General features: G+C 64.3%; 22 protein-coding genes. 11 read left to right on the top strand and 11 right to left on the bottom strand.

The genetic code is table 11. From position 1 onward, the window contains the following. Window positions 1-54: 54 nt before the first annotated feature. Both AB1384_10040 and AB1384_10035 read right to left on the bottom strand, forming a co-directional pair. Complete coding sequence (locus AB1384_10040) at window positions 55-777, bottom strand: hypothetical protein (protein MEW6554613.1); 723 nt, start codon at window positions 775-777, stop codon at window positions 55-57. A gap of 325 nt (window positions 778-1,102) precedes the next feature. Next, the gene (locus AB1384_10035; GenBank protein MEW6554612.1) at window positions 1,103-2,551 is read right to left on the bottom strand and encodes a 4-hydroxyphenylacetate 3-hydroxylase family protein; all 1,449 of its coding nucleotides are present in this window, start codon (window positions 2,549-2,551) and stop codon (window positions 1,103-1,105) included. A gap of 162 nt (window positions 2,552-2,713) precedes the next feature. On the opposite strand from AB1384_10035, the gene AB1384_10030 reads away from it, so the two are divergent. The 7 genes from AB1384_10030 (at window position 2,714) to AB1384_10000 (ending at window position 10,324) form a co-directional block, all read left to right on the top strand. After that, window positions 2,714-3,190 carry a MarR family transcriptional regulator gene (locus tag AB1384_10030; protein MEW6554611.1) on the top strand — a complete coding sequence of 159 codons (477 nt, stop codon included), beginning with the start codon at window positions 2,714-2,716 and terminating at the stop codon, window positions 3,188-3,190. Between the two features lie 183 nt (window positions 3,191-3,373). Beyond that, window positions 3,374-4,405 (top strand): alcohol dehydrogenase catalytic domain-containing protein, encoded by a 1,032-nt coding sequence (locus AB1384_10025; GenBank protein ID MEW6554610.1) that lies wholly within the window; start codon window positions 3,374-3,376, stop codon window positions 4,403-4,405. Window positions 4,406-4,414: 9 nt separating this feature from the next. Continuing rightward, window positions 4,415-5,932: a long-chain-fatty-acid--CoA ligase gene (locus AB1384_10020; protein MEW6554609.1), complete on the top strand. Its 1,518-nt coding sequence runs from the start codon at window positions 4,415-4,417 to the stop codon at window positions 5,930-5,932. A 146-nt stretch (window positions 5,933-6,078) separates the two neighbouring features. Then, a complete protein-coding gene (locus AB1384_10015) occupies window positions 6,079-6,801 on the top strand; it encodes a 4-vinyl reductase (GenBank protein ID MEW6554608.1) in 723 nt (240 codons plus the stop codon). A 159-nt stretch (window positions 6,802-6,960) separates the two neighbouring features. Then, the gene (locus AB1384_10010) at window positions 6,961-8,061 is read left to right on the top strand and encodes a 2-hydroxyacyl-CoA dehydratase family protein (protein MEW6554607.1); all 1,101 of its coding nucleotides are present in this window, start codon (window positions 6,961-6,963) and stop codon (window positions 8,059-8,061) included. A gap of 6 nt (window positions 8,062-8,067) precedes the next feature. Then, window positions 8,068-9,255, top strand: a complete 1,188-nt coding sequence (locus AB1384_10005) for a 2-hydroxyacyl-CoA dehydratase family protein (GenBank protein MEW6554606.1) — start codon at window positions 8,068-8,070, stop codon at window positions 9,253-9,255. Between the two features lie 280 nt (window positions 9,256-9,535). Further along, on the top strand, window positions 9,536-10,324 hold the full coding sequence (locus AB1384_10000; GenBank protein ID MEW6554605.1) for an enoyl-CoA hydratase/isomerase family protein: 789 nt from the start codon (window positions 9,536-9,538) through the stop codon (window positions 10,322-10,324). Window positions 10,325-10,753: 429 nt separating this feature from the next. Here the strand turns inward: AB1384_10000 and AB1384_09995 are convergent, their stop codons facing one another. Beyond that, complete coding sequence (locus AB1384_09995; protein ID MEW6554604.1) at window positions 10,754-11,107, bottom strand: DsrE family protein; 354 nt, start codon at window positions 11,105-11,107, stop codon at window positions 10,754-10,756. Window positions 11,108-11,279: 172 nt separating this feature from the next. Here AB1384_09995 and AB1384_09990 point away from each other — a divergent pair, with 172 nt between their 5' ends. From AB1384_09990 to AB1384_09975, 4 genes are all read left to right on the top strand, one after another. Next, on the top strand, window positions 11,280-12,230 hold the full coding sequence (locus AB1384_09990; protein MEW6554603.1) for a carotenoid biosynthesis protein: 951 nt from the start codon (window positions 11,280-11,282) through the stop codon (window positions 12,228-12,230). Between the two features lie 146 nt (window positions 12,231-12,376). Beyond that, the gene (locus AB1384_09985) at window positions 12,377-13,327 is read left to right on the top strand and encodes a carotenoid biosynthesis protein (GenBank protein MEW6554602.1); all 951 of its coding nucleotides are present in this window, start codon (window positions 12,377-12,379) and stop codon (window positions 13,325-13,327) included. A gap of 145 nt (window positions 13,328-13,472) precedes the next feature. Then, a complete protein-coding gene (locus tag AB1384_09980) occupies window positions 13,473-13,910 on the top strand; it encodes a VOC family protein (protein ID MEW6554601.1) in 438 nt (145 codons plus the stop codon). 152 nt (window positions 13,911-14,062) lie between these two features. After that, entirely contained in the window at window positions 14,063-17,626 is a 3,564-nt protein-coding gene (locus AB1384_09975; GenBank protein ID MEW6554600.1) for a YCF48-related protein, read from the top strand. Between the two features lie 3 nt (window positions 17,627-17,629). On the opposite strand, the gene hypE is transcribed toward AB1384_09975, so the two are convergent. The 8 genes from hypE to AB1384_09935 all read right to left on the bottom strand — a co-directional run bounded on the left by hypE (window position 17,630) and on the right by AB1384_09935 (window position 25,982). Beyond that, the gene (hypE, locus tag AB1384_09970) at window positions 17,630-18,637 is read right to left on the bottom strand and encodes a hydrogenase expression/formation protein HypE (protein ID MEW6554599.1); all 1,008 of its coding nucleotides are present in this window, start codon (window positions 18,635-18,637) and stop codon (window positions 17,630-17,632) included. Further along, on the bottom strand, window positions 18,627-19,724 hold the full coding sequence (hypD, locus tag AB1384_09965) for a hydrogenase formation protein HypD (protein ID MEW6554598.1): 1,098 nt from the start codon (window positions 19,722-19,724) through the stop codon (window positions 18,627-18,629). Before hypD ends, hypE begins: the two co-directional genes overlap by 11 nt. Before the next feature lie 22 nt (window positions 19,725-19,746). Further along, on the bottom strand, window positions 19,747-19,974 hold the full coding sequence (locus AB1384_09960) for a HypC/HybG/HupF family hydrogenase formation chaperone (GenBank protein MEW6554597.1): 228 nt from the start codon (window positions 19,972-19,974) through the stop codon (window positions 19,747-19,749). An 80-nt stretch (window positions 19,975-20,054) separates the two neighbouring features. After that, a complete protein-coding gene (gene hypF, locus AB1384_09955; protein MEW6554596.1) occupies window positions 20,055-22,337 on the bottom strand; it encodes a carbamoyltransferase HypF in 2,283 nt (760 codons plus the stop codon). Continuing rightward, complete coding sequence (locus AB1384_09950; GenBank protein ID MEW6554595.1) at window positions 22,327-22,782, bottom strand: hydrogenase maturation protease; 456 nt, start codon at window positions 22,780-22,782, stop codon at window positions 22,327-22,329. Before AB1384_09950 ends, hypF begins: the two co-directional genes overlap by 11 nt. A 218-nt stretch (window positions 22,783-23,000) precedes the next feature. Next, window positions 23,001-24,140 (bottom strand): RnfABCDGE type electron transport complex subunit D, encoded by a 1,140-nt coding sequence (locus tag AB1384_09945; GenBank protein ID MEW6554594.1) that lies wholly within the window; start codon window positions 24,138-24,140, stop codon window positions 23,001-23,003. Between the two features lie 13 nt (window positions 24,141-24,153). Next, a complete protein-coding gene (rsxC, locus tag AB1384_09940) occupies window positions 24,154-25,482 on the bottom strand; it encodes an electron transport complex subunit RsxC (GenBank protein MEW6554593.1) in 1,329 nt (442 codons plus the stop codon). Window positions 25,483-25,484: 2 nt separating this feature from the next. Beyond that, entirely contained in the window at window positions 25,485-25,982 is a 498-nt protein-coding gene (locus AB1384_09935; protein ID MEW6554592.1) for a hypothetical protein, read from the bottom strand. Window positions 25,983-25,994: the final 12 nt, after the last annotated feature.

The raw sequence follows: 25,994 nt of genomic DNA, 5'->3' as shown, positions 1-25,994 counted from the left end.
ATCACGATCCGTCCCGGTGACGACAGACTGCGGAGAGGTGGTCCGGGGGGCAGCTCAGCGGCGCATGGTGAAGGGGCCCTGCTGGGCGTAGGGAGCATAGGCCTCGCCCTGGGGCTCGGCGATGAACTCCCCGGTTATCTCCGCGCAGGAAGCCGCGACACTCCCCGTCAGCTCGACGCTGAGCGGTATGAGCATCTGGCCGCCCCCCATCTTCAGGGTGAGCTGCAGGGTGGCCGAGAAAGCGGGGTCGCCCTGCCGCCAGGTGAACGTGCTGGCCGCGATCTGGAAGACCTGGTCGTAGTCGGGTGGCGAGGATATGGTGCCGTCCTGGTTGAGGACGAGGTGGCAGTTGGTGAGGCCGTAGGCGGAACCGGTCATGTCCAGGACCCAGTGGCCGTAGACGTCCCGGTACCCGCCGGGCGGGGGCTCCTCGGGCGCGCTGCCCGCGGGATCGGGAAACTGCACCACTATGCTGGATGTATCTCCTCCCGGCCCAGGCGTGATGGTCGGCTGCTGTCCCGCTTCGCCGGCGGGCTGTTGTGCCTGCCCGCTCCCTTCGCCGCCCGTGTTTCCGCTGGTAAGTTCGTCAGAGGCCTGCAGTCGGGCTTCCCCTTGTGTCGCCGACGCGGCCTCTTCGGCACCGTTATCGGAAGCGGGTATCCACACCAGGACGAACACCGCAGCGGCCGCCAGAATAGACGAGCACAGCAGTATCCAGAGCCTGCGCCCTCTCCAGCGACCCCTGAAGGTAAACGGTTGCCCTGCCTCTTCTTCCATCTTTGTTCCCGGGTATTTCAGCAACATGCGAACCAGAAACGTACAAACAATATAATAGCAGGACGGGGCGATGGGGGTGTCCTGGCATACCTCGCCGCTGGAAGAGGCGTTGGTCTCAAGCGACAGGGAAGACCATACATTAAGACGTCGGTCTCTGGAAACGGCGACTGGGGCCAGTATAAATGCTGGCCTCGGCGCTACGCGTCGCTCTGCTCCGGCAGGAGGTCGGTGGCTCAGCCTTGACGTTTCGCGCCGCAGGCGCGAAACGCAACGCGTGAGCCTTTCCAGCGGGTTATGGAACGGGCGGGGGTGCGCAGATCACACCTTATTCTATGTCCGCGAGTTTTTTGGCGTATTTTACTTTTTCGTCGAGGTCGGCCATGCGGTAGATCATGATACGCTGCGCCTGGGGCGATCCGGCCCCGTGGATGCTCTCGGTGAGGTAGGCCGCCGCGCCGCAGCCCATGGTCATGTTCTCGATGAACTTGAGCACCTTCATGCGGTCCAGGGTGGGGACATCGGCCGATCCCTTAAGGTATTTCTCCAGGTAGGGCGCGACCTCGGGGTTCTCGAAGTCCTTCTGCGAGGGCATGGTGACCACCAGCCCGCCGGCGATGTCCTGCAGCAGGCGGGAGATCTCGAAAGGGTAGCGGGTGACGTTGTGCTTGCAGATGTTCGCCAGCAGCACGTCCACCATGTAGCACCCCGAGGGCGTGGCTTCCCCCCGTGCAGAACAGGCGATGCCGCAGGAGAAGAGGGTCTCGTTCAGGTGGACCATCTCGGTGATCTTGTCCCTGACGTGGCTGACCCGGTCCACCCCGCTGTAGAACGCCGCCAGCTGTGCCGCCCCCGCCAGTACGTCGCCGACGCCCACCTTGCAGCCGCCGTAGCTCTGGCGGTGGTAGGCCGCGAAGCGCTCCACCACCTTGCCGCTCTGCTCGTGCTCCCCGCACATGAACACCCGCTCCCAGGGGACGAAGACGTCGTCGAAGACGACCAGCGCCTCCTGGCTGCCGTACCTGGGGTTGCCCACGTCCATTGGGCTGCCCTCCATCTTGCGGGTGTCAGAGGGCTGCCGCCCCAGTATGAAGGTTATGCCCTCCGTGTCCGCCGGCACCGCGAAGGAGACTGCGTAGTCGCCCTCGCTGGCGCGCATGGCGGTGGTGGGCATGACCAGGATCTCGTGGGAGTTGAGGGAGCCGGTCTGGTGGGCCTTGGCCCCCCGCACCACGATGCCGTCCGCCTGGCGCTCCACCACGCGCACGAACATGTCGGGGTCGGCCTGGTCGGCGGGGCGCAGGCCGCGGTCGCCCTTGACGTCGGTCATGGCCCCGTCCACCACCACGTTCTCGGACTGGATGAAGCGGAGATAGTCCTTGAGCCGTTCGTGGTACTCCGAGCCGCACGCCTGGTCGCACTCGTAGGTGACGGAGTACAGGGCGTTGATTCCGTCCATGCCCACGCAGCGCTGGAAACAGGTGGAGGTGCGCCGGCCCAGCATGCGCTGCATGAGTACCTTGTTCACCAGGTCGTCCGTGGACTGGTGGATATGGGTGAAACGGCTGACCCTCTCCCCGCTGAGATGGGACTTCACGAAGAGCAGGTTCTCCGCCTCGGGCTCCTCGCCAAGGTCGTAGGTCTCGGCGACGGCGTTTATCGACGGCCTGATCATGGGGTGGTCGGTGGGGTTGTCCACCCGCTCCCCCATGACGTATATCCTGCGCTCCAGCTTGCGCAGGCTGTCGATATATGCTTCCGGGCTGTCTATCTTCATCGCGGTCCCCTTTCTCCGATTAACCGTCCAGGACAAAAGTTTAACCCATCCCTGATGCGAGGTGAAATGTCGGCGGTTAACCCGTCTCCTCGCACGGCACCATTGACAGCGGGCGGAGAACGCAGGATAATTCACATTGTGAATTAATCCGGGGGGCCTGGCATGAAGCGCAAGGAGATCTTCTCCCACCTGTCCGAGATCGAGAGGCTCTATACCCTCTTCGATTACACCACCACCCTGTGGGAGGCCAAGGAGCTGTCACTGTACCACATCGACAAGGTGGAGTTCTATCTCCTGCTGCTCATGCGCTTCCGCGAGGACATGCGCATGAAGGACGTGGCCGAGCTGCTCTCGCTCAACAGCTCTACCCTCACCCAGATCGCCCAGAGATGCGAGAGAAAAGGCCTTGTAAAGAGGGAAAAGAACCCCAACGACCGCCGTGAGACCATGCTCAGGTTCACCCCCAAGGGCAGGAAGCTCATCGACAACATCGTCAGCCACCGCCAGGCGCTGTTCTTCCCGGTGTGGGAGAAGGTGAGCGTGGAGGATATCGAGGGGTTCATGACCGTACTGCGCACGGTGGTGGAGACGCTGGAGGACCGCGTCACCTACCTGGAGCACCTCAACCGTCCCTGGTGAGGTGGCCTCTGGGTTTGAATATAGTTCAAAGAATGAATTATTACCGGTCGGCGGTAGGGAGGGCGCGAAGCCCCGGCCCGGGTCTGGAGGCGGGGGCCGGTGGATCCGCTGCCACCAGCGGGCAGATCCGCGGGAGAGACCCCGCGGTGGAGGTTTAGAAGCGAGAGAGGAAAGGGGGACGCCATGAAAGCGGCGATCTGGCACGCACAGCGCGACATGAGGTTGGAGGACATCCCGGAACCAGAGGTGGGACCCGAGGACGTGAAGATCAAGGTGGCTTACGCGGGCATCTGCCACACCGACGTCTTCGAGTACCTGTACGGCCCGCAGACCATCTTCAACCCTCCCATCGCCCTCGGACACGAGTTCTCGGGCGTGGTGGAGGAAGTCGGTGAAGCGGTGACCGGCCTGCAGAAGGGCGACCCGGTGACCGGGCTCCCCTATTACCCGTGTTACGAGTGCGTCTACTGCCAGGAGGACAACTGGAACCTGTGCCTGAACCCCAAGGCCCACGGCATGCACATCCATGGCACCTTCGCCGAGTACGTTCCCCTGCATCACCGTGGGGTCTACAAGCTCCCCGAGGGCGTCAGCCTGGAGGAAGCGGCCACCATCGAGCCCACCTCGGTGTGCTACCGGGCCATCAAGCGCTCCGGCCTCCAGCCCGGCGAGAACGTCTTCATCGTCGGCGCGGGGCCGGTGGGACTGCTCATGGCCATGGTGGCGAAGTACAAGGGGGCGGGCAACATCATCGTCAGCGAGCCCCTGGAGTCGCGGCGGCAGAAGGCGCTTGAGATGGGGGCCACCCACGTCCTCAACCCGGAGACCGAGGACCCCATCAGCCGGGTCTCGGAGATCAACGGCGGCATGGGGGCGGACGTGAGCTTCGACTGCGTGGGGCTGCAGGCCAGCATCGACACCGCCGTGTATTCCACGCGCAAGAACGGGCGCATCGGGCTGCTGGGCTTCGCGTTCTATGAATCGCCCGTCTACCCCATGGTGCTGCTGGCCGCCTTCGCCTGCGAATACAACTTCTTCGCCACCATGGGCTACAACGTGGAGATGAAGGAGGTCGTGGACCTGGTGGGCTCGGGCGGCCTGCACCCCGGCGACGTGATAAGCAACGTCATCCCCTTCGACCAGATCGTGGAGTTCTTCGACAACTTCGAGGAGAACCGCCGCAAGTACCTAAAGATACTCTTAAAGATCGGGTAGGTGGTGGCCTTGACCCTGAAGGAGCTGCTGCAGTCGCGCGCGGCCGATATGGGCGACAGCCCGGCGGTCATCTACCGGGATGAGCCCATCTCCTATGCGGAGCTGGAAGAGCGGGTGACGCGCTTCGCCAACGCCCTTTCGGACCTGGGAGTGGAACGCGGCGACAAGGTGGCGGTGATGCTCAACAACTGCCCGGAGTTCATCATCACCTTCTTCGCCTGTTCTTACCTGGGGGCGGTGGCCGTGCCCGTGAACATCTTCTACAAGGAGAGGGAGCTGGAGTTCCTGCTGCGCGACTCGGACGCCGTGGCCCTGGTGGCCACCCCCACCTTCGCGGAGTTCTTCTCGAAGATCGCGGATAAGCCGCCCCTCTTCAAGTGGCTCATCGTCAACGGGGATTACGGGGAGGGGCTGCAGTTCAGCGAGGTGGAGGCCGGGGGCTCCGACCGGCTGTTGCCGGTGGAGGTCGGCGAGGACGACGTGGCGGAGATATTGTATACCTCCGGCACCACCGGGGCGCCCAAGGGCACCATGCTCACCCAGGGCAACCTCTTCTTCCACGCCGACGCCATCATCCAGGTGCTGAAACTGAACGACGATGACCGCGCCCTCATGGTGGTGCCCATGTTCCACGGCTACGGCATCACCGTCATGCTGTGCTGCTTCCGGGTGGGCACCTCCTTCGTGCTCCTCGACCCCTTCGACGCCGAGGAGGTCTTCCGGGTGGTGGAGAAGTACAGGGTCACCTTCCTGCCCATGGTGGTGGCCATGTACTTCATGGTCTATCACCACCCGGAGCGGGAGAAGTACGACCTCTCCTCCCTGCGCATCGGCATCTCCGGCGCCTCGGCCATGCCGGCGCAGCTGATGCACGACTGCTCGACGGCCTTGAACATCACCATCCTGGAGGCGTGGGGCCTCACCGAGTGCTCCGCCTCCGCCACCATCCAGCGCATGGACATGCCCTACAAGGAGGGCAGCGTGGGCCTAGCCCATCCCGGCGTTGAGGTGGGGGCCATGGACGACGCCGGCAACCTGCTGGGTCCGAACGAGGTGGGGGAGCTGGTGATCAGGGGGCCGCTGGTGATGAAGGGCTATTACAAGCGCCCCGAGGAGACGGAGGCCACGCTGCGGGGAGGATGGCTGCACACCGGGGACATGGGGTACTACGACGACGAGGGCTACTTCTTCATGGTGGACCGCAAGAAGGAGATGGTCAACGTGGGGGGCGAGAAGGTCTTCCCCCGCGAGGTAGAGGAGCTGATGTACACCCACCCGGCCATCGCCGAGGCGGCCCTGGTGCCCCAGCCCGACGCCAGGCTGGGCGAGATACCCGTGGCGGTGGTGGCGCTGAAGCCAGGGGCAACCCTCTCCGAGGGGGAGCTGGTGGAGTTCCTCTCGGACAAGCTGGCCCGCTTCAAGGTGCCGCGCAGGGTGGTGATCATGGACGCGCTGCCGCGCAACCCCATCGGCAAGATCGTCAAGAAGGACCTGGTGCGCATGCTCTCCGACCAAACCAGCTATTAGTATAAGGGGTCAGGTCTTGGGTTTTGGATACTCCGGTATGTTTGCCGGATCTCTCGAAAAACAGGCCTGTCTTGCAGGCACTTTGTCCGCCTTGCCATATTATGGGATCTAAAATCCAAGACCTGACCCCACAAAAAGGAGGACCGTTGTTTAGGAAAGCCCAACTGAGAATACTGCTGGCGGGAATGGAGTTCCTGGACGCGCACCCGCTGCTGGTGAGGTTCCTGCTGCGGCCGCTCTCGCGGGTCCCCTTCCTCTCCCGCAGGCTCATGGTGCTCATCAAGGCCTTCCTGGGGCACGGGGCCCTGGAGATGCACGACGTGGACCGCGGACGCGGGCGCATCGGCATCGGCGGGGTTGAGGAGATCCTCTTCGGCTCAAAGGTCATCGAACAGATGCACCGCGTGCTGGAAAAGAGGCTCCCCGCAGCGGAGAAGCGCGCGGCCCTCTACGAGATGGGCTACAACCTGTGCCGGTGGGAGGTTTCCACCGCCCTGGAGAGCGGGCAGTGGGCCCCGGCCTTGCTGGTGCCCCTGATCAGGAACAGCACCATCATCGACGGCGTGCGCTCCGACCCTCTTCTGGCCCGTTTCTTCCTCAAAGTGATGGGCGAGGTGTCGCGGCTCATCACCGACGAGGGGGGGTGGGGACACCTGGAGTTCGAGGTGGAATCCACGCCGCTGCGGGTCATCCTCACCAACTCCCAGGAGGCGGCATGGCTGGGACCATCACCGGAGCCGGTCTGCCACCTCTATGCGGGGATCGTGGCCGGCTACGCCAGCGCCATAAGCGGAGAGGAGCTGCGCGCCCGCGAGGTGGAATGCCGGGCCGCTGGAGCCGACAGGTGCGTATTCGAGATAGAGAGGTAGAGGATAGGTCGAAACTCATATTAGGGGGTCAGGCCTTGGATTTTGGTTCCCATAATATGGTATGTCGGACAAAATGCCTGCAAGACAGGCCTGTTTTCAGAGAGATCCCGCAGACATACCGGAGCATCCAAAATCCAAGACCTGACCCAAGGAGGGATCATGGAGCACGCGAAGGCAGCTGAGAAGATGATAGGGATCGTGCGCGACCCCCATACCCCGCTGAGGGCCGCAAAAGAGGCGGGCGGCAAGGTCGTGGGTTACTTCTGCTCTTACGTGCCGGTGGAACTCATCCACGCGGCGGGCCTGATCCCGCTGCGCATGCTGCAGGGTCCCGCCCCCGGCGACGTGGCGGGAGCGTACATGCAGCCGTTCTGCTGTTCTTTCGCCCGCAGCCTCCTGGAAGGATTGGGGGACGGCACCTACGATCACCTCGCGGCGGTGGTCATGCCCCACACCTGCGATACAATCCGCAACCTATCGGACCTGGTGGAGACGGCGTCCCCTGGCCTGCGCGTGCTGCGCCTCATGGTCCCCACCACCACCCACACCCCCGAGGCGGCGGACTTCATGGTGGAGGAGCTGGCGGTGCTCAAGCAGTCGCTCGGGGAGGTTGCCGGGAGGGACGTCACTGAAAGCGCCCTGCGCGAGAGCATCGCGCTTTACAACCGCTGCCGCTCCGTCCTGGAAGGACTGCGCGGGCTGAATACGGGAGACCGCATGCTCTACGCCGCCTACCTCGCCCTGCAACTGACCGCCCCCGAGGATTTCCTCGGCCTGGCAACGTCCCTTGAAACCGGTGAGGAAAAGGCCGGCGACAGGCGCGTCGCGGTTGTCGGCGGACCGGTACCCCAACTGGACGTCTTCGAGCTCCTGGAGGAATACGGCATGCAGGTGGTATGGGACGACCTTTGCACCGCCTCTCGTTTCGCCGCGGGCCTGGTGGCCAAGGACGGTGATCCCCTGCGCGCCCTGGCCGAACGCTACCTCTCCAGACAGCCCTGCCCCACCAAGCGCGATCCCGCCAACCGGCGGGAGGAGGAGATGATGCGGGGCATCGGGGAGAGCGGGGCCGAGGGCGTCGTCTTCGCCCAGCAGGCCTTCTGTGAATTCCACTCCTTCGACTACCCGGGCCTGAAGAAACGCCTGGACGCGGAGGGCATCCCCTCGGTGCGGCTGGACCTTGAGCATCCCTTCCAGCCTTCCGGCCAGATGCGCACGCGCTTGCAGGCCTTGTCGGAGATCCTCTCGGAAGGGATGTGATGGCGTATGGCAAGGAGGCTGAAACTGCCCTGCGAGAAGACCATGAAAGAGGTGATGACCGCCTATTATACCGATGTCTTCACCTCGGACAAACCCAAGGCCTGGGTGACCTCTGGCGCCCCGGTGGAGTTGCTGCTGGCCGCCGACATCATCCCCATCTTCCCCGAGAACTATGGCGCCATGATCGGAGCGCAGCACCTGGGCGGGGACCTTTGCTCCGCCGCCGGCGACATGGGGTTCGACGACTGTGTCTGCTCCTACGCCCGCTGCACCATCGCCTCCACCGAGCGGGGGGAGGGACCCCTGGGAGCCCTGCCGGTTCCAGACCTCCTGCTCGCGTGCAACAACGGCTGCGGCACCATGTTCAAGTGGTACGAGGTGCTGAGCCGCCGCTTCGGGGTGCCACTACTCTTCTTCGACACCCCCTACTGCGCCGGAGAGCCCACCCCGCAGGACCGCGCCTACCTGGTGCGCCAGCTGGAGCGCATCCTCGCGGAGCTGGGCGGTATCCTGGGCAGGGAGGTGGACCGCGACCGCCTGTGGGAGACCCTGCAGATCTCCAGCGATACTGCCAAGCTGTGGACGGAGATCCAGGGCCTGCGGCGAGCGCGCCCCTCTCCCCTGAACTCCCCGGACATGTTCGTGCACATGGCGCTCATCGTCACCCTGCGGGGTACGGAAACCGCCTACAGGTATTACCAGGAGATGCTGGAGCAGGTGCGCGAAAGGGTGGAGCGGGGCGAGGGGGCGGTGGAAGACGAGAGGTACCGCCTGCTCTGGGACCACATCCCCCCCTGGTACGCGCTGCGCGATCTCTTCGATTTCTGCGCCGATTTGGGAGCCTGTTTCGCCGTGGACACCTACACCAACGTGTGGCAGGGCGAGTTCGACGTGGCGCGTCCCCTGGAGAGCATCGCGGACTGCTACCAGATGATCATGCCCAACCTGCGCCTGCCCCTGCGCGCGGCCATGTACGTTGACTACATCCGTGACTACGGCATCGACGGCTACGTCATCCATTCCAACCACTCCTGCAAGTCCTACTGCCTGGGGGAGTATGAGATAGCGCGCAGGATAACCGCCGAGACGGGGGTGCGCGGCATCGTCCTGGAGGCGGACATGGTGGACCCCAAGTTCTACTCCGAGGCGCAGGTAAAGCAGACCATCCAGGCGTTCCTGGAGTCGCTGGACTGATTGCCATGACCGATTGTTTATTGTCTTTAGGCCCGGGCCCGGTGGTAACGGTCTTCGCTCCTGGTTTCTTCGGCGGCCCGAGCCTCCGGGTAACGGTCCCGCTCGCAAAGCCTCGCGGAGACCGACCCGGTAGTTCTCGGGCTGGCGGCAGGGCAGACGAATTCGCTTCAGACCGACACCCGGTTCTCGGACTTGTGGCCTATCGACTATAAGGCTTGCCGAGCCATCAAGCCAGCGGCTTGTGTTTTTATTGTTTGGTCCGATGCGAGGAGGTGGAGTTATGGAATATGAAACGATTCTGTACGAGGTGGAGGGGGCGGTGGGGACGCTGACCCTCAACCGTCCCAAGTCGGTGAACGCCGTAAACCGGCGGATGATGGAGGAACTCATCGATTTCTGGGAGCAGCGCCACACCGATTTCGACACCAGCGTGATCATCCTCACCGGCGCGGGCGAGAAGGGTTTCTGCGCGGGTTTCGACATGAAGGACGCCACCGAGGGCTACTCGCAGGAGGGGATGACGCCAGAGAACATCTACCGCAAGCAGGCCCGCTTCTCGACCATCCTCAAGCTCATGCGCACCTGCCCCCAGCCCATCATCGCCGCCGTGCACGGCTATGCCATGGGGGCCGGGATGTCCTTCGCCATGGCCTCTGACATCCGCCTGGCCAGCCATGACGCCGTCTTCTGCGCCGCCTATATCAACATCGGGGTGGGCGGGGCGGACCTGGCTTCCAGCTACCTGTTGTGGCGCCTGGTGGGCTTCGGAAAAGCGGCGGAGATGTGCTACACCGGCGACCGCATCCCCGCGGAGGAGGCTTACCGCATCGGCCTCACCGACCATCTATACGAAAGGGATGAGCTCCTGGCCAAGGCCGGCGCGCTCTCCCAGAACCTCGCGTACAAGAGCCCCTTCGCGCTGCACCTGACCAAGGAGGCCCTCAACGCCGGCCTCAACGCCGCGAGCATGGACGAGGCCCTGATGATGGAGAACCGCAACCAGTCCTACATGCTCACCATGCAGCTGATGAAGTACCTGGAGCAGCAGCCCGAGCAGCCCGAGGGATGACCGGCCCTTCCACCCTTCCCGGGCCTCGGTGCGATCGAACAGCCGTTCCGCGGGACAGCCCTGTTCGCGCTGATGGCAGCGTACGCAGGCCAGCGAGGAGCGCGCCGCCCCAGCAGCCTGACCTTCAGGATGGGGCATAGGCGAGGCGGAGGACCATCCAGGTCCATCCCAGCCGACAGACGAGGTAAGCGCCCAGACCGTATATGGCTTGCGCGACCAGGTCACTTGCGGCCACGATCCACCAGGGGCGGTCCTCGCAGGTCTCTCAGGTCTCCATCCCCGTCCTCCCGTCGACAGCGCCGCTCTCTCCCCGGGAATGATGGGCGATCCCGCCCTGGACATGATACCGCCCGCGCCTCGACCCGGGCGGGAACGGCTCTCCGGAGCGCTGGCCGCCCCAACGCGGGATTGGATCGGCGGCCCTGGAGGCTAGAAGGTGATGACCCGGTCGGAGTCGGCGGTCCACTCCGCCATCCTCTTGGCGGAGGTTATCTTCACGCCCCTGACAAGCGGCAGTCCTTTCAGCCCCCGGGCCCCCGCGCAGGTCCCGCACGCCTCCACCACCGCCCCGCCCTCGATCACCCGCGCGAGCATTTCCTCCACGTTGTAGAAGCCGGTGGGAGGAGCCTGGCCGGGCAGAGCGCAGTAGGGGCCGTCCTGCAGCAGGAATATCCTCAGGTCCAGGTCTTTCTGCTCCTTCTGCAGGAACAAGGCCAGGCGCAGGGCGTTGAAGGCCTTCTCGCTGCCGTATGGAGCGTCGTTCAATACTATCATCACCTTCATGGCCGCATCCTCCCTTCGACGGTCTTGCGTATGGACAACCTCTAATATGCCCATTTCCATGCCGTTTCTACGCCCACGCACGCAAACGGGGTTCAAAGGTGTTTGGTCCGCCGCGGCTGAATATTGTTAGGGAGTACGAGGCAGGGATATCCTAGTCATGGGGAGGGACGGCATGGAGGAGAACGCTCTTATCGAGGAACGAGAACGGGTCTCCATCGTGAAGACATGGAAGGAGATGCCGGCATCGCACAGGGTGATGGTGGCCCTGTTCCCACTGTTCATCCTCTCGGTCTGCGTCGTCCACCTCATCGCCTGGGCCCGCCACGAGGCACCGCTGCAGGTATATTGGGTCGCCATCGCCATGCTCTCCATGCTGGCCATCTGCGTCTGGCACGCCGTGGTAGTGAAGGGCACGACGCGGGCGGTGGCTTTCTTCGCCATCTGCATCATCATCGGCTGGTCCTGCGAGTTCATCGGGCACAACTACGGCTGGTTCTTCGGCCGTTACAACTACACCGAGAGCCTGGGGCCGGCCATCGGCGGGGTCCCCATCCTCATCTCCATCACCTGGGCCTATATCGTTTACGCCGCCTTCATGCTCATCGACTGGCTGGTGGGCGCGCGGGGCGAGGTGCGCGCCCGCACCTGGTGGGGAAAGACACTATGGTCGGCCCTGGTGGCAGCGGCCACGGCCACCCTGGTCTGCGCCTGGGACATGATGGTGGACCCCATGGCCTCGTCCGGGGTGTGGTGGACCGCGGGACACCAGGATCCCTGGTGGTACTGGTTCCATGGTGGCCCCTATCTTAAGGAGCTGCCCGGCAAGCCGGACCTGGGCATGCCCGGGATACCCATAGGCAACATGGTGGGGTGGTGGCTGGCCCCCTTCTTCATGGTCCTCGTCTTCATGCTCTTCTTCCAGAGGAAGAACCGCGTCAGCGGGACCCTCCTCGACATCGTGCCCCTCATGGTATATTTTTACATATTTTTCATCGTCGTCATGGTAGTGCTCGAGATGAACTGGACCTATAACGGCATGACCCAGGTTGCGCTCATCGGTTTCTTCACCATGATGCCGGTGATCATGGTCTCGGCGGTGAAGCTGGCCAGGGACTACACGTGAGGGGTCAGGTCTTGGATTTTGGATACCATAATATGCCATTACATGTAAATTACCTTATAGATAGGCCTGTTATTTCTGGTCTTTATGCATACATACCCTGGTATCCAAAGTCCAAGGCCTGACCCCATAGAGAGGAAGAGGCGGGTTTGGAAGGGAATGAGAAGTCCGGGGAGAGGGAACGGGTATCCATGGCGGGCGCCTGGAGAAAGATGCCACGCTCCCACCAGGCCATGCTTGCGCTGATACTCCTCTACATCGCCTCGGCTGCCGTCGCCCATCTCATCGCCTGGGGACAGCACAGTCCCCCCTTGAACGTCTGTCTACTCTCCTACGCAATGGCCTCCATGCTGGTCATCTGCATCTGGAACGCCGTGGTCGTCAAGGGGGACAGGCCGGCGGCGGCCTTCTTCATCCTGTCCATCCTCATCAGCTGGTTCTGCGAGTTCCTCGGCCACAACTGGGGCCTGTTCTTCGGAGACTACAAGTACACCGGCACCCTGGGTCCGGCTATCGGGGGCGTCCCGGTCATCATCTCCATAACCTGGTCGATGGTGATCTACGCCTCCTTCATGATCGTGGACTGGCTGGTGGGAGCGGGGGGCAGGGTCGGGGCCCGTACCTGGTGGGGAAAGGCCGTCTGGTCGGCCCTGGTAGCGGCCTGCACGGCGACCCTGGTGGCGGCCTGGGACCTCATCGTTGACCCCATGGCGTCTTCGGGGATCTGGACGACGGTCACCGGCAAGGATCCATGGTGGTACTGGACAGGCGGCGGCCCCTACCTGAGGGAGCTGCCCGGCAGACCCGGCCTGGGCATGCCCGGGATACCCATCGGCAACTTCGTGGGGTGGTGGCTGGCCCCCTTCTTCGTGGTCTTCATCTTCATGCTCTTCTTCCAGAGGAAGAACCGCGTGAACGGCAGCCTGGTCAACGTGGTGCCCCTCCTGGTCTATATTTATATCTCCTTTGCTATCATCCTCCTGGCGCTGGAGATGAACTGGGCCTACGACGGCATGAACCAGGTCGCGCTCATCGGCTTCTTCACCACCATGCCGGTGATCATGGTTTCGGCCGTCAAGCTCGTCCATGACTATTCCTAGGGGGTCAGGTCTTGGATTTTGGATACCATAATATGGTTACGGAAATAAAACTCCTGGTTTATAGGCCCGTATTCAGGGCCATCTGGCAAACATACCGGAGTATCCAAAATCCAAGACCTGACCCCATTAATAAGGAGGGAGCCGTATGGACCTGGTGGAGAAACTGGACCACGTCGCATTCGCGGTGAGGGACAAGGAAAAAGCCGCCGCCTACCTCACCAACGTGCTGGGCGCCAAGGAGGTCTTCGACATGGAGTGGGGCGGCTTCAGGTTCACCTCCTTCCTCCTGGGCTCGGGGAGTATGCTCGAGCTGATATACGCCGACGACCCCGACAGCTTCGTAAACCGCTTCATAGACAAGCGCGGCGAGGGAGTGCACCACCTCACCTTCAAGGTGCGAGACATCGAGGAGATGATCGCGCACCTGCGCTCCCAGGGGCTTAACCCCTTCGACATCAACACCGAAAACCCGCTCTGGAAGGAGTGCTATATCCATCCCCGCGAGGCCATGGGTACCATCGTGCAGTACGCGGAGTTCCCCGAGGACGAATGGATAAAGATCTGGGAGCAGGCGAAGAAGTAAGGGGTCAGGTCTTGGATTTTGGATACCATAATATGGGTATGGAGGTAAATTGCCTGATTGATATGCCTGAAACTCGGGCCATTTGGCAAACATACCGGAGTATCCAAAATCCAAGACCTGACCCCTAATACGGAAATCGATGGGAGGGTGGAATGATGGGACGTTTGAGGGCAATCCTGATCGTGCTTGCCGTATTGAACCTCGTGCTGGCCATGACCGCCATGGGGGGCGCGGCCGACGGCGCGGACGCGCCCTGCCCCGATTTCTTCTACCAGGACCCGCTGCCCACAAGTGACTGGCCGGTGCTTGCGGCGGCCGACGCGAACACCGCCTGGGCGGTGTCCCTGGGCGGGCTGATCGTCAAGACCGCCGACGGTGGCGCCACCTGGGACTACCAGTGGTCGGACCTGCAGGCAGCACCGGACGCGCCGCCGCTGCGCGACATATGCGCGGTCAACGCCGAGGTGGCCTGGATCTGCGGCGACGGCGGCGCCGTATTGTTGACCGAAGACGGCGGCGCTACCTGGCAGGACAAGAGCATCGCCGTGCCCATGCAGAGCTTCCGCCTCCTGGGCATCTCCGCCCTCAACCGCAACGTGGCTTGGGTCGTCGGGCAGGATAACAGCGTTTACCGAACCTCCGACGGCGGCGGCAACTGGACCCCCTGCCCGCTGCCGGGGGCTGCGAAGGACATCACCGCGGTCTCAGCCCTGGGAAATCAGGAAGCATGGGTAGCGGGCAACGGCAGAACGGCGGCGGTGACCACGGACGGCGGCGCCACCTGGACTCCGCGGGACCCAGCGGTCGGGACCAACTGCACCCTCACCCGCATCAAGGCCTTCGACCTGGACCACGTCTACGCCGCCGGGGACAGTGGCGAATTCTTCAGCACGGATAACGGGGGAAACACCTGGGACTTCGCCGACCTGGGCGTCAACGCCGAACTCTACGGGATGTCCTTCAGTGATGCGCAGCACGGATGGGTATCCGGCACCCTTAGTGGCGAGGCCGGTTACATGGCCGTGACGGGCAACGGGGGGCAGAACTGGACGCGGATCGACCCCCCACAGCTCGAGGGGGAGCGCAACGTCACCTCCATCGGCGCCGCGGGCGCGGACACCATATGGTCCTGCACCGTCGACGGCGGCCTGCTGCGCAGCGTAGACGGCGGGGGGAGCTGGGTCCGCTCCGACACCGTGTGGACCAGGGAGACCCTCAGCGGCGTCTGCGCCGTCGACGCGCGGGGGGCGTGGACGGTGGGAACCGCCGGGACGATACTGCGGACCTTTAACGGCGGCAGGACCTGGGTAGAGCAGTCTTCCCATGTCAACAAGACGCTCTCCAGCGTGGACGCCGCCGACTCCTCCACCGCGTGGGCCGTCGGCGACGAGGGCACCATCGTGAAGACGGCCGACTACGGCACCACCTGGACCCCGCAGGTATCGGGCACCGACGCCGATCTCAACCGCGTCGCCGCGGTCAGCGGCAGCGAAGCCTGGGCCTGCGGCAGCGACCAGGATAACGGATTCGTACTGCATACCGTCGACGGTGGCGGCACCTGGACGGCCGACCTGGAACTGGCCGGAGCCAGCGTCTCCGCAATCACGACCATGGGCGGCGCCATGGTCTGGTTCGGAGCGGTCGAGGAGGCCGGGGGCCTCTTCAAGGGTTATATATACCGCTCCGAAGACGCTGGCGCGTCCTGGTCACGCAGGGAACTGGCCCCGCCGGTACCGATACAGCACGTGTCATGCGTGGAGGACATCAAGCCCATCGATGAGAACCTCTGCCTGGCGCTGGTGACCACCGTGGCTGCGCTGGACAGCTTCGAGTACCTGTACAAGAGCACCGACGGCGGGGAGAGCTGGAAGCTCGTGGATGTCCGCGTATCGGCCAACGGCAACCTCTTCCGCATGGCCACCGTTGACGGCGAGAACATCTGGGCCTGCGGCGCGCGGGGCGACGCCTACACCGAACCCACCACGGTCATCTACACGGGCGACGGCGGCAAGAACTGGAACACGGGCAAGAACTTCCACCGCACCGTCCTCTTCGATATGGACACCGTGGACGGTCAGGTCACCTGGACGGTGGGATACATCAGCACCATCCAGCGCAGCACCTGCCCCTCGCTCTTCTCGATATCTCCGCACACGGCGCCCGACACCGGGGTCACGAGCATAACCGACCTGGCGGGCAGCTTCTTCTGGGAGGGCATGCAGGTCTGGCTGGAGAAGGACGGTGTACACATCGACGCGACCAACGTCTCCGTCAAGTCCCCATACGAGGCGACATGTGATTTCGACCTGGCGGGGGCTGATGCGGGCATCTACGACGTTGTCGCCCGCAACGCCAACGGCCTGGAGGGCAGGCTGCCCGGCGGCTTCGTGGTTACCTCCCCCAACACCTGGTACCTCCCGGAGGGCTCGACGGGGAGCGGCGCCGCCGGCTCCTTCGAGACCTGGGTGCTGGTGGAGAACCCCAACGCCGGCACCGCCGACGTTACCATCACCTACATGACCCCGGGCGGCGAGGTGGCCGGCCCGCAGATCACCATGGCCGGCGAGAGCAGGCTGACGGTGAACGTGGCCGACAGCGTCCCGAATGAGTGGAGCGTTTCCACCCGGGTGGAGGCCAGCGCGCCGGTGGTGGCGGAGCGGGCCATGTACTGGAGCTCCGGGAGCGCCTACCGGCAGAGCGCGGGTGGCTCCATCGGGCTGGACCACCTCTCCCGCGACTGGTTCCTGGCCGAGGGCTCCACCGGCGCCGAGGCCAGGGGGTCCTTCGAGACCTGGGTGCTGGTGCAGAACCCCACCGACAAGGTGGCTGACGTCAACATCACCTACATGACCGGAGGTGGCGCCGTGGCGGGGCCACACCTCGAGCTGCAGCCGCGCACCAGGCAGACGGTGAGCGTGGCCGATACCGTGCCCGGGGAATGGGGCGTGTCCACCGCCATCAGCAGCAACGTGCCGGTGGCGGCGGAGCGGTCCACCTACTGGAACGGGGAGGTCTACCGCCAGGCTGCGAGCAATTCCATCGGGACCTCGGGACCGTCGCGCGAGTGGTACCTGGCCGAGGGCTCCACGGGTACCGATGCCCGGGGCAGCCTGGAGACGTGGGTGCTCATCGCTAATCCCTCCGAACACTCGGTGCAGGCGAAGATATATTACCAGCTCCCGTACGGGCAGGTGGAGGGGCCGGATGTGACGGTGGCACCCTTCAGCCGGGCGACGGTCTACATGGGGGATACCGTGCCCGGCGAGTTCGACGTCTCCGCCTTCGTGGAAGCGGATGGGCCGGTGGTGGTCGAGAGGGCCACCTACTGGAACACCGCGACCTACCGCCAGGCGGCCCATGCCTCCATCGGGGCAACTTCCCCGCGCAACGAGTGGCTGCTGGCCGAGGGATCCACCGGCGCCGACGCCCAGGGGTCATTCGATACCTGGATCCTGGTGCAGAACCCGAACGGCGGACCCGCCGAGGTCAGGCTCACTTACATGACGCCCGGCGGTCCGGTGGACGGGCCACTGCTGGAGATGGCGGCGCGCAGCCGCAGCACCGTATCCGTGGCGGAGACCTTGCCCGGCAGTTGGAGCGTGGCGACGAAAGTGGTCTCGGATGTGCCGGTGGTGGCGGAGAGGGCGATGTACTGGAACGCCGCCGGCCAGTCCTGGCGCTCGGCGCAGTCGTCCCTGGGCTGCGCCGCGGATTGAGACCTAGCAGATCCTCGGGAAAAGCTCGCCGGAGGGCATGCGCAGCAGTCGGTGTGAACCCAGGGGGGTGAGCAGGCTCACCTCGCCTTTGCGCCCATCGATGACGCGCCCGATAACCGCCGCGTCACGGCCAAGGGGATGATCGTGCATGGCCGCGAGCACCTCCCCCGCATCGTGCGGCGGCACCGCCGCCACCAGCCTTCCCTCGTTGGCCAGGAGCAGCGGGTCCAGGCCCAGCACCTCGCAGAAGGCCTTCACCGCTTCCCTCACCGGGATGTCTTCCTCGACCAGTTCGATGGTCATACCGGAGGAGGTGGCCATTTCCTTGAGGGACGCTGCCAGGCCACCGCGGGTGGGATCGCGCAGGGCGTGCACAGCCCCCGCCCCCTGCATGACCTCCACCAGGCCATGCAGGGGAGCGCAGTCGGAATCCACGTCCACCTGAAAGTCCAAGCCCTCCCTGACGCTGAGGACCGCGGCTTCGTGGTCTCCCAGGAAGCCGCTGACCAGAAGCACGTCACCCTGCTCCGCCCCGCGGATGGACACCTCCCTCCCCGCCTGGATGACCCCCAGGCCCGAGGTGTTTATGTACATGGCGTCCGCCGCCCCCTTCTCGACCACCTTGGTATCTCCCGCCACCACTCTTACCCCGGCCTTCCTGGACCAGAAGACCGCCGAAGCGAGCACCCTCTCGAGCACCGCGAACTCCAGCCCCTCCTCCAGGATGAGGCCCATGGTGAGATAGAGGGGCCTCGCGCCCCGCATGGCCAGGTCGTTGACGGTCCCGCAAACGGCCAGTTTCCCTATATCCCCGCCGGGAAAGAAGACGGGTTTGACCACGAAGGAATCGGTGGTGAAGGCGACGCGGTCGCCGGGGAGAGAGACCGCCGCCGCGTCCTCCGCCGCCGCCAGGATCGGCTCGCCGAAGGCGGGGAAGACCACCTCCTCCAGAAGCTCCAGCATGCGGGAGCCGCCTCCGCCGTGGGCCATGGTGACGACCTTACCCGTCAAGTCTCTCCCCCTCCCGGTAGTCGTAGAGGTAATAGGAGGCGCACGTCCCCTCGGTGGAGACCATACAGGGGCCCACCGCGTTCTCGGGCGTGCAGGAACGGGCGAAGAGCGGGCACTGCATGGGCTTTATCCTGCCGCACAGGATGTCGCCACAGCGGCATCCCGTATCGCGGGCCGTGGCGGGCAGCTCCACCTCCCAGGCGCCGGCGTCGTGGTCGCGGAACTCGTCCCGCAGAGCGAGGCCGCTGGCGGGGATGGTCCCCAGTCCCCTCCACTCCGCGTCCACCGGCTCGAAGACGCTCTCCATCACCTCCCGGGCTTTGCGGTTGCCCTCCGGCCTCACGGCGCGGGAGTACTCGATCTCCACCGCCGCGCCCTCCTCCCTCATGCGCATGAGGACATATATGGAGCGCAGGATGTCCGAGGCCTCAAACCCCGCGATCACGCTGGGGATACCGTAGTCCTCACTGAGGAAGGAATAGGCCTGGGAGCCCAGGACGGCGCTGACGTGTCCGGGCAGGAGAAAGGCGTCGATGGAGAACCCCTCCATCTCGAGCAGGGCCCGGAGGGCGGGCGGCACCAGCTTGTGCAGGCTGAGGACGAAGAAGTTGTCGATCCCCTTCCTTCTGGCCTGCACCAGGGAGGCCGCCACGGCGGGAGCGGTGGTCTCGAACCCCACGCCGAGGAAGACCACCCTGGTGTGTGCGCTTTCCGCCGCCATGCGCAGGGCCTCCAGGGGGGAGTACACGACCCTGACCGAGGCCCCCCGCGAGTTCGCCTCCGACAGCGTCCCCCGGGGACCCGGCACGCGCATCATGTCCCCGAAGGTGGTGAGGACCACGCCCTCGAGTCCAGCGAAAGCGATGGCCCTGGCGATGTCGTCGGCGGCGGTCACGCACACCGGGCATCCCGGACCCGAGACCAGCTCTACCCGGGGGGCCAGCAGTGGCCGCAGTCCCGACCTGGAGATGGCCATGGTGTGGGTCCCGCACACCTCCATGATAGAGATGTTCGAGCCCATCTCCTCTATCATCTCCAGTTGCCCCCGCAGCAGTCCGGGGGAGCGGAACTCATCGATGTATCTCATAGGACCCCTCCACCCGGCCCCGTCACTCGTCCTGCAGCCGGGCGAATTCGGTGAGCAGCTCCAGGGTCTTGTGCGCCTCATGCTCGTCTATCTTCTCGATGGCGAAGCCGGCGTGGACCAGTACGTAATCCCCTACCCTCACATCATCGACCAGCATCACGCTGACGTCTTTACGCACGCCGCCTATCTCTATCAGCGCGATTTCGTCTTCCTTCAATTCCAGCACTTCGGCCGGTACCGCAAGACACATCTCTCCTCTACCTCTCTTCCCGTCCCGTCCCGGTACCCGCAAGTGGGTACGGCGCTTTTTCGCTCGAACCTCGCTGCACTTCACCCCGTGAAGCGGCAGGCGGCCACCACCGCCTGTCCCAGGGATATACCCCCGTCATTACATGGTACCCGACGGTGCAGAAAAGGTGCCAAGCCCTCGTTCCGCAGGCCATCGACCACCGCAGTGGCAAGGAGCCTGTTCTGGAAAACGCCGCCGCTCAAGGCCACGTCCACGATCCCGGTCTCCCGGCTCAGCCTCTTACATGTATCGACCACAGCCCCCGCCATGGCGGCGTGGAAAGCCGCCGCCATCCCCGGTCTGGACCTGTTCTTCCTGACGTCCTCGAGCATGGCCGCGAAGAGGGGAAGGGTGTTCACGCGCCAAGGCGAGGAGCCGGTATCCAGCTCGCAGGGATAGGGCGTGACCTCCCCGGCAGCCACCGCCTCCAGCTCGCACGCCGCCTGGCCCTCGTAGAAGGCCCGGTCCCGCAGGCCCATAAGTGCCGCGGCGGCGTCGAAGACCCTGCCCGCGCTGGAGGTCATGGGCACGTTGAAGCCGCTCCTGACCTGCGCGGCAAGCGTATCCGCCTCGGCTGCTCGCGCCGCGAAGAGCTCGCCGAAGCGGGCGATGGCTTCCGCCTCGTCCGCGCATACCTCCCACAGCACGCCGAATGCCATGCGGTGAAGTTCCTTTATGCACGCCTCACCGCCGGGCATGGGATAGATGGAGAGGTGGGCAACCCGCTCGAAGTCCTTTTCGTCGCAGACCAGGAACTCGCCGCCCCACACCGTGCCGTCCAAGCCATAGCCGGTCCCGTCCCAGGAGACCCCGATCACCCTGCCCTCCAGGCCGTTGTCGGCCATGCAGCTCACTATATGCGCATGGTGGTGCTGGACGCCGACGAGGGGCAGGCCGTATTCCGCCGCCATCTGGGTGGTCAGATACTCCGGGTGCAGGTCGTGCGCGATGACCCGCGGGGAGAGGGAGAAGAGGCGGCGAATGGCCCGCATGGCCCCCTCGTAGTGCTCCACCACCTCGCGATCGTCCATGTCCCCGATATGCTGCCCGACGAAAGCGTGCTTTCCGCGCAGGAAACAGAAGGTATTCTTCAGCTCCGCCCCCAGCGCCAGCACCTCCAGTGGCGAATCCTTCTCGAGCCTTACCGGATAAGGGGCGTATCCCCGCGCCCTCCTCAACGGGTATTCACACTGCTCCAGCACCATGGACACCGAATCGTCGTACCTCACCAGGATGTCACGGTCGTGGAGGAGAAAACAATCCGCTATCCCCGCCAGGCGGCGGAGGGCTTCACCGTTGTCTTTGGCGATGGGCTCCTCGGAGAGGTTGCCGCTGGTCATGACCAGCGGGGCGCCCACCTCCTCCATCAACAGGTGGTGCAGGGGAGTGTAGGGGAGGAAGATGCCCTGGTGCCGCAGCCCCGGTGCCAGCTCGCGGGAGAGGCCCGAGTCCCGCCTTTCCTCGAGCAGCACGATGGGGCGGCGCGGAGAAGCGAGAAGCCGGGCCTCCCCGGCGCTCACGCGGCAGTATCTCCCGGCTTCGTCCAGGTCTCCGACCATCACCGCCAGGGGCTTGGCGTAGCGTCTTTTCCGCTCCCGCAACCTGGAGACCGTCTCGTCCGAAGTGGCATCGCAGGCCAGGTGGAAGCCCCCCAACCCCTTGAGGGCGACTATCTCCCCCCGCCTGATGCGTACGGCGGCCGCCTCCACCGCTTCCGCCTCCAGTTCCTTCCCGTCCGCGTCGGCAAGCCACAGCCGGGGGCCGCATACCGGGCACGCGTTGGGCTGGGCATGGAAGCGGCGGTCGGCGGGGTCGTGGTACTCCCGAGCACATTCCTCGCACATGGTGAAGGCGGACATGGTGGTGAGAGGCCGGTCGTAGGGGATGTCGCGGATGATGGTGAAACGGGGCCCACAGTTGGTGCAGTTGATGAAGGGGTAGCGGTACCTGCGGTCGCGGGGATCGTATAGCTCGTGCAAACAGTCGTCGCAGGTGGCCAGGTCGGGCGAGATGAGAGCCTGCCTGCGCCCCTCGCTGGAGCTTTCCAGGATGACAAACGATGTAGCGTCGAAGGCGGGTGCTTCCGCGCTGCGCACGTCCTCGATGACGGCCTGGGGAGGCGCTTCCGCCAGCAGCCTCTCCAGGAACGAGCGCAGGTGCTCGGACGCCGCGGCGGCCTCTATCTTCACCCCGTCAGGCGTATTGACCACGCTGCCCCTGATGCCGCGCTCCTCTGCAAGGCGGTAGACAAAAGGGCGGAAACCGACGCCCTGCACGATGCCGGACACCTCTATGGCCAGGTATGTGGTGTTCCTATCGTCCACTCAACTCCTCCATGACCAGGCGATGCACGTGGGGGAGGGAACCGCGCACCTCCGGCGAGAGCTCCATCCCCACCTCTATGCTCTTCACCTGTACCGCGATGACCACGATATCTTGCGGGCACTGGTCGAGCAGTCGAGCGGTGGCGATGAGATCGTAGAGGCCGATATCGTGCTGGGAGACGGCGGGGCTGTCCCGGTTCTCCCTGACCTCACGCGGCGAGAAGCGGAACACGGCGCCCGGCTCGTCGCCCACGTCAATGGCATCGATGAAGATGGCCTTGTGCTGGTTCTCCAGGCAGGTCAGCAGATCCAGTCCGTAAACGCCCCCCTCGACGAGGGGCACGCCGTCCGGCAGTTTTCCCGCGAGGTAGCGGACGGCGTGGATACCCACCCCGTCGTCGCCCATGAGGGTATTACCGATGCCGATGACCACACACGCAGACATATCCTTCCGTCCTAATGTCCTCGGGCGTCAGGCCTCGAAATGCTCCTCGGAGGCAAGGCCGTAACATCAGGTAATGGTAAGGCACTTGCCCACCGCCGCACAACGACCTTATTCATCGGCGTGTCAGTCACCCGGGAGATTCCCATTGTCCGGGCTTGATGCCCGTCCAAATCAGAGGGCGACCCGCGAGGGTCGCCCATTATCTGTGTCAGTTCGGGTCACGCCTCCTTCTTGGCAGGCTGCGGAGCGGGCCCGGGAAGGACGGGAAGCTTGTTGAACACCGTTGTTCCCACCTCGCCGAACTTCGGCACCGCGATATACCTGTCGATTGCCAGGGTCAGGATGTTCCATATGAAGATGGACACGGCTACGCCCTCAGGCCATATATAAACGAACCGTATCAGGAAGATGGTCACCCCTATCCCGATGCCATAGATCCATTTGCCTCTTCGCGTCACCGGGCTGGTCACCCAGTCGGTGGCCATGAAAAAGGCGCCCAGGAAGAGGCCGCCGGAGAAGAGGTTGTAGAACGGCTGGTTCCAGGCGATGAGGTTCAGCACGAGAAAACTGCCGATGATCGCCGTGGGGATGCGCCAGTCTATGGTCCCACGCCAGATGAGATAGAGGCCGCCCAGGAGCAGGAGCAGCACTGATATCTCGCCTATGCTGCCGCTCTTGAGCCCCAGGAACAGGGAGCCGAGGCTGGGCCTGCCGCTGGAGGTGGTCCAGGTCGCCCCGACGGGGGTGGGGCCGGTCACCGCGCTCACCCCCCACCGTCCCGACTTGAGCAGGGACAGCGGCGTGGCGTGTACCACCACATCGGCGGAGACGTTGCCCGCCAGGGTCTTGAAGGTGGTGACCCCGTTCGAGATGCTGGTGGCTATAGGGGTGAAGAAACCGCTGTCCCGCCAGTAGAACGGCCTCACGAACTTGGTGGTGTAGATAGCCAGGGGGGTGATCCACAACAGCAACCTGGCGGTGATGGCCGGGTTGAAGATGTTCTTGCCCAGGCCCCCGAAGAGCTCCTTGAAGACCGCGATGGCGATGAAGGCCCCGATGGCCACGACCCATAGGGGGGTGGTCGGGGGGAGCAGGAAGGCGAAGAGGACCCCCGTCACCATGGCGCTGTAATCGCCCAGGGTCACCTTGCGCCGCAAGATCTTGCGCATCACGAACTCGGTGAGGGCAGCGGTGGCGCAGCTCACTGCGATGATCAGCACCACGTTGAAGCCGAAGACCACCATGGCCCAGATGGCGGCGGGCGTCAGCGCGATGAGCACGTCCCGCATGGCGCGTGAGATGGTCTCGTTCTTCTTGTGCAGGTGAGGTGAGACGTTTAAAAGCATCTTGTCTGCCACTTGCATCACCTCCTTATCTTTTCTTCAGGGCCGCTATGTCGGCCTTGGCTTCGCGGACATAGGTCACGTGGGGGATGTAGGCGGGGCAGGTGAAGGAACAGCAGCCGCACTCGAAACAGTCCATGGCCCCCCACATCTCCGCCTTGTCCCAGAGCTCCTTCTTCACTGCCTGCACGATGAAGTTGGGCTGCAGGAACATGGGGCACGCATCTATGCATTTGCCGCAGCGCACGCATTCGTGCTCGTCCGCCACGTCGATGAGGTCGGCGGTGAAGGCCAGCACGCCCGAGGTGCCCTTGACCACCGGGGTGGCGGTATCGGGCTGGGCCCAGCCGGTCATGGGACCGCCCATGATCACCTTGCCGGGCTCGCCCTGGAGACCCCCGCAGGCGTCTATGAGCGCGGACATGGGGGTGCCGATCCTAACCAGCAGGTTACCCGGCTCCTTGATGCCGGGACCGCTGACGGTGATCACCCTCTCGTAGAGGGGCTTGCCCCAGGACGCGGCCTCATAGAGGGCGACGGCCGTGCCCACGTTCTGCACCACGCAGCCCACCTCCGAGGGGAGCTTGCCTGGCGGCACCTTGCGTCGCGTGAGGGCGAAGATGAGCATCTTCTCCGCTCCCTCCGGGTACTTGACGTCGAGTATCTCCACCGTTATATCCGTCTCGCCCTGCGCCGCCGCGCGCACGGCTTCCACCGCGTCCATCTTGTTGGCCTCGACGCCGATGATACCTTTTCTTGCCCCGACGGCCTTGAGGAGCAGCTTGAGTCCGTGCACAAGGTCGGTGGGCCTCTCCAGCATGAGGCGATGGTCGCAGGTGAGGAAGGGTTCGCACTCGCAGGCGTTGATGATCACCATGTCCACCGGCTTGTCCTTGGGTGGTGCCAGCTTGACGTGGGTCGGGAAGGCGGCCCCTCCCATACCCACAAGCCCAGCCTCGCGGGCGATGGCGCGCACCTCCTCGTCGCTGTAGGAATCCACGTCCTTGCCGGGCTGCTTGGCGAAATCAGGCTGCTCGGCATCGGGGGTTATCGCCACCACCTTCACCTTGGCCCCGGTGAAGCCGGTGATCTCCTTTATTCCTTTCACCGTGCCAGCCACAGAGGAATGCACCGGCGCCGACACGAAGGCCTCGCTGCCGCCGATCTTCTGCCCCACCTCGACGCGGTCTCCCGCCGCGACCAGGGGCTCGTTGGGGGCGCCGATGTGCTGCGTGAGGGGGATGAGCACCTCCGCCGGCACCGGGCAGGGCGTGATCGCGCTTTCCCTGGCCAGCTCCTTGTTGTAAGGAGGATGGATGCCGCCCTTGAAGGTCTTGTAGGCCGTCTTTCCGGACATCGCTACACCCCCCCTTCCTTCTTGACCGTCCGGAAGCGCGGGAACGCCCGCGACTTGGTCCAACGGGCGTATATGTAGATCACGTTGGCCAGCAACATGACCCAGAGGAAGACATCATATACCTTCCAGGTGTAGGCTATGCCGCCGAAGGCGTCGTTCAGCCATTTCATCCAGCTGTTGGGCAGGTAAACCGCGTAGGAGAGCAGGAAGTACCAGATGGCCAGCAGAGCCAGGACTATCCTGTACCACCCCAGAGGCTCGTTCCATCCCGTGGGCCTGCCGAGAGTCGCATAGTAGATATAGGTGACGCTGGTCAGGACTACGATCCATATGGAGATCAAGCCGAAGCCCTGGGCAACGCTCATCTGCCAGGGGTATCTCCAGCCCTCAAGAAAAGGGTGCAGGTTGTTGAAGCCCAGGTAGATGGAGATAGCGAGGGCGCTCAGGTAGGTCGCGTATATCACCTTCGCCGGACCCGGGATCTTTATCTTTTCTTTCATCCGGATCCCCCC

The organism is Actinomycetota bacterium (assembly GCA_040757835.1).
GTDB lineage: Bacteria > Actinomycetota > Geothermincolia > Geothermincolales > RBG-13-55-18 > SURF-21.
The sequence above is the reverse complement of the archived record's forward strand: the minus strand, read 5'-3'. Positions and strand labels throughout refer to the sequence as shown.

What these genes read in the sequence shown, in the direction of transcription:
- AB1384_09990 (MEW6554603.1), top strand. Translation starts at nt 11,280, where the DNA reads ATGGAGGAGAACGCTCTTATCGAGGAACGAGAACGGGTCTCCATCGTG.
- AB1384_09980 (MEW6554601.1), top strand. Translation starts at nt 13,473, where the DNA reads ATGGACCTGGTGGAGAAACTGGACCACGTCGCATTCGCGGTGAGGGAC.
- AB1384_09950 (MEW6554595.1), bottom strand. Translation starts at nt 22,782, where the DNA reads ATGTCTGCGTGTGTGGTCATCGGCATCGGTAATACCCTCATGGGCGAC.
- AB1384_09975 (MEW6554600.1), top strand. Translation starts at nt 14,063, where the DNA reads ATGATGGGACGTTTGAGGGCAATCCTGATCGTGCTTGCCGTATTGAAC.
- rsxC (MEW6554593.1), bottom strand. Translation starts at nt 25,482, where the DNA reads ATGTCCGGAAAGACGGCCTACAAGACCTTCAAGGGCGGCATCCATCCT.
- AB1384_10010 (MEW6554607.1), top strand. Translation starts at nt 6,961, where the DNA reads ATGGAGCACGCGAAGGCAGCTGAGAAGATGATAGGGATCGTGCGCGAC.
- AB1384_10005 (MEW6554606.1), top strand. Translation starts at nt 8,068, where the DNA reads ATGGCAAGGAGGCTGAAACTGCCCTGCGAGAAGACCATGAAAGAGGTG.
- AB1384_09995 (MEW6554604.1), bottom strand. Translation starts at nt 11,107, where the DNA reads ATGAAGGTGATGATAGTATTGAACGACGCTCCATACGGCAGCGAGAAG.
- hypD (MEW6554598.1), bottom strand. Translation starts at nt 19,724, where the DNA reads ATGAGATACATCGATGAGTTCCGCTCCCCCGGACTGCTGCGGGGGCAA.
- AB1384_10040 (MEW6554613.1), bottom strand. Translation starts at nt 777, where the DNA reads ATGGAAGAAGAGGCAGGGCAACCGTTTACCTTCAGGGGTCGCTGGAGA.
- AB1384_10035 (MEW6554612.1), bottom strand. Translation starts at nt 2,551, where the DNA reads ATGAAGATAGACAGCCCGGAAGCATATATCGACAGCCTGCGCAAGCTG.
- AB1384_10025 (MEW6554610.1), top strand. Translation starts at nt 3,374, where the DNA reads ATGAAAGCGGCGATCTGGCACGCACAGCGCGACATGAGGTTGGAGGAC.
- AB1384_10030 (MEW6554611.1), top strand. Translation starts at nt 2,714, where the DNA reads ATGAAGCGCAAGGAGATCTTCTCCCACCTGTCCGAGATCGAGAGGCTC.
- AB1384_10000 (MEW6554605.1), top strand. Translation starts at nt 9,536, where the DNA reads ATGGAATATGAAACGATTCTGTACGAGGTGGAGGGGGCGGTGGGGACG.
- AB1384_09935 (MEW6554592.1), bottom strand. Translation starts at nt 25,982, where the DNA reads ATGAAAGAAAAGATAAAGATCCCGGGTCCGGCGAAGGTGATATACGCG.
- AB1384_09960 (MEW6554597.1), bottom strand. Translation starts at nt 19,974, where the DNA reads ATGTGTCTTGCGGTACCGGCCGAAGTGCTGGAATTGAAGGAAGACGAA.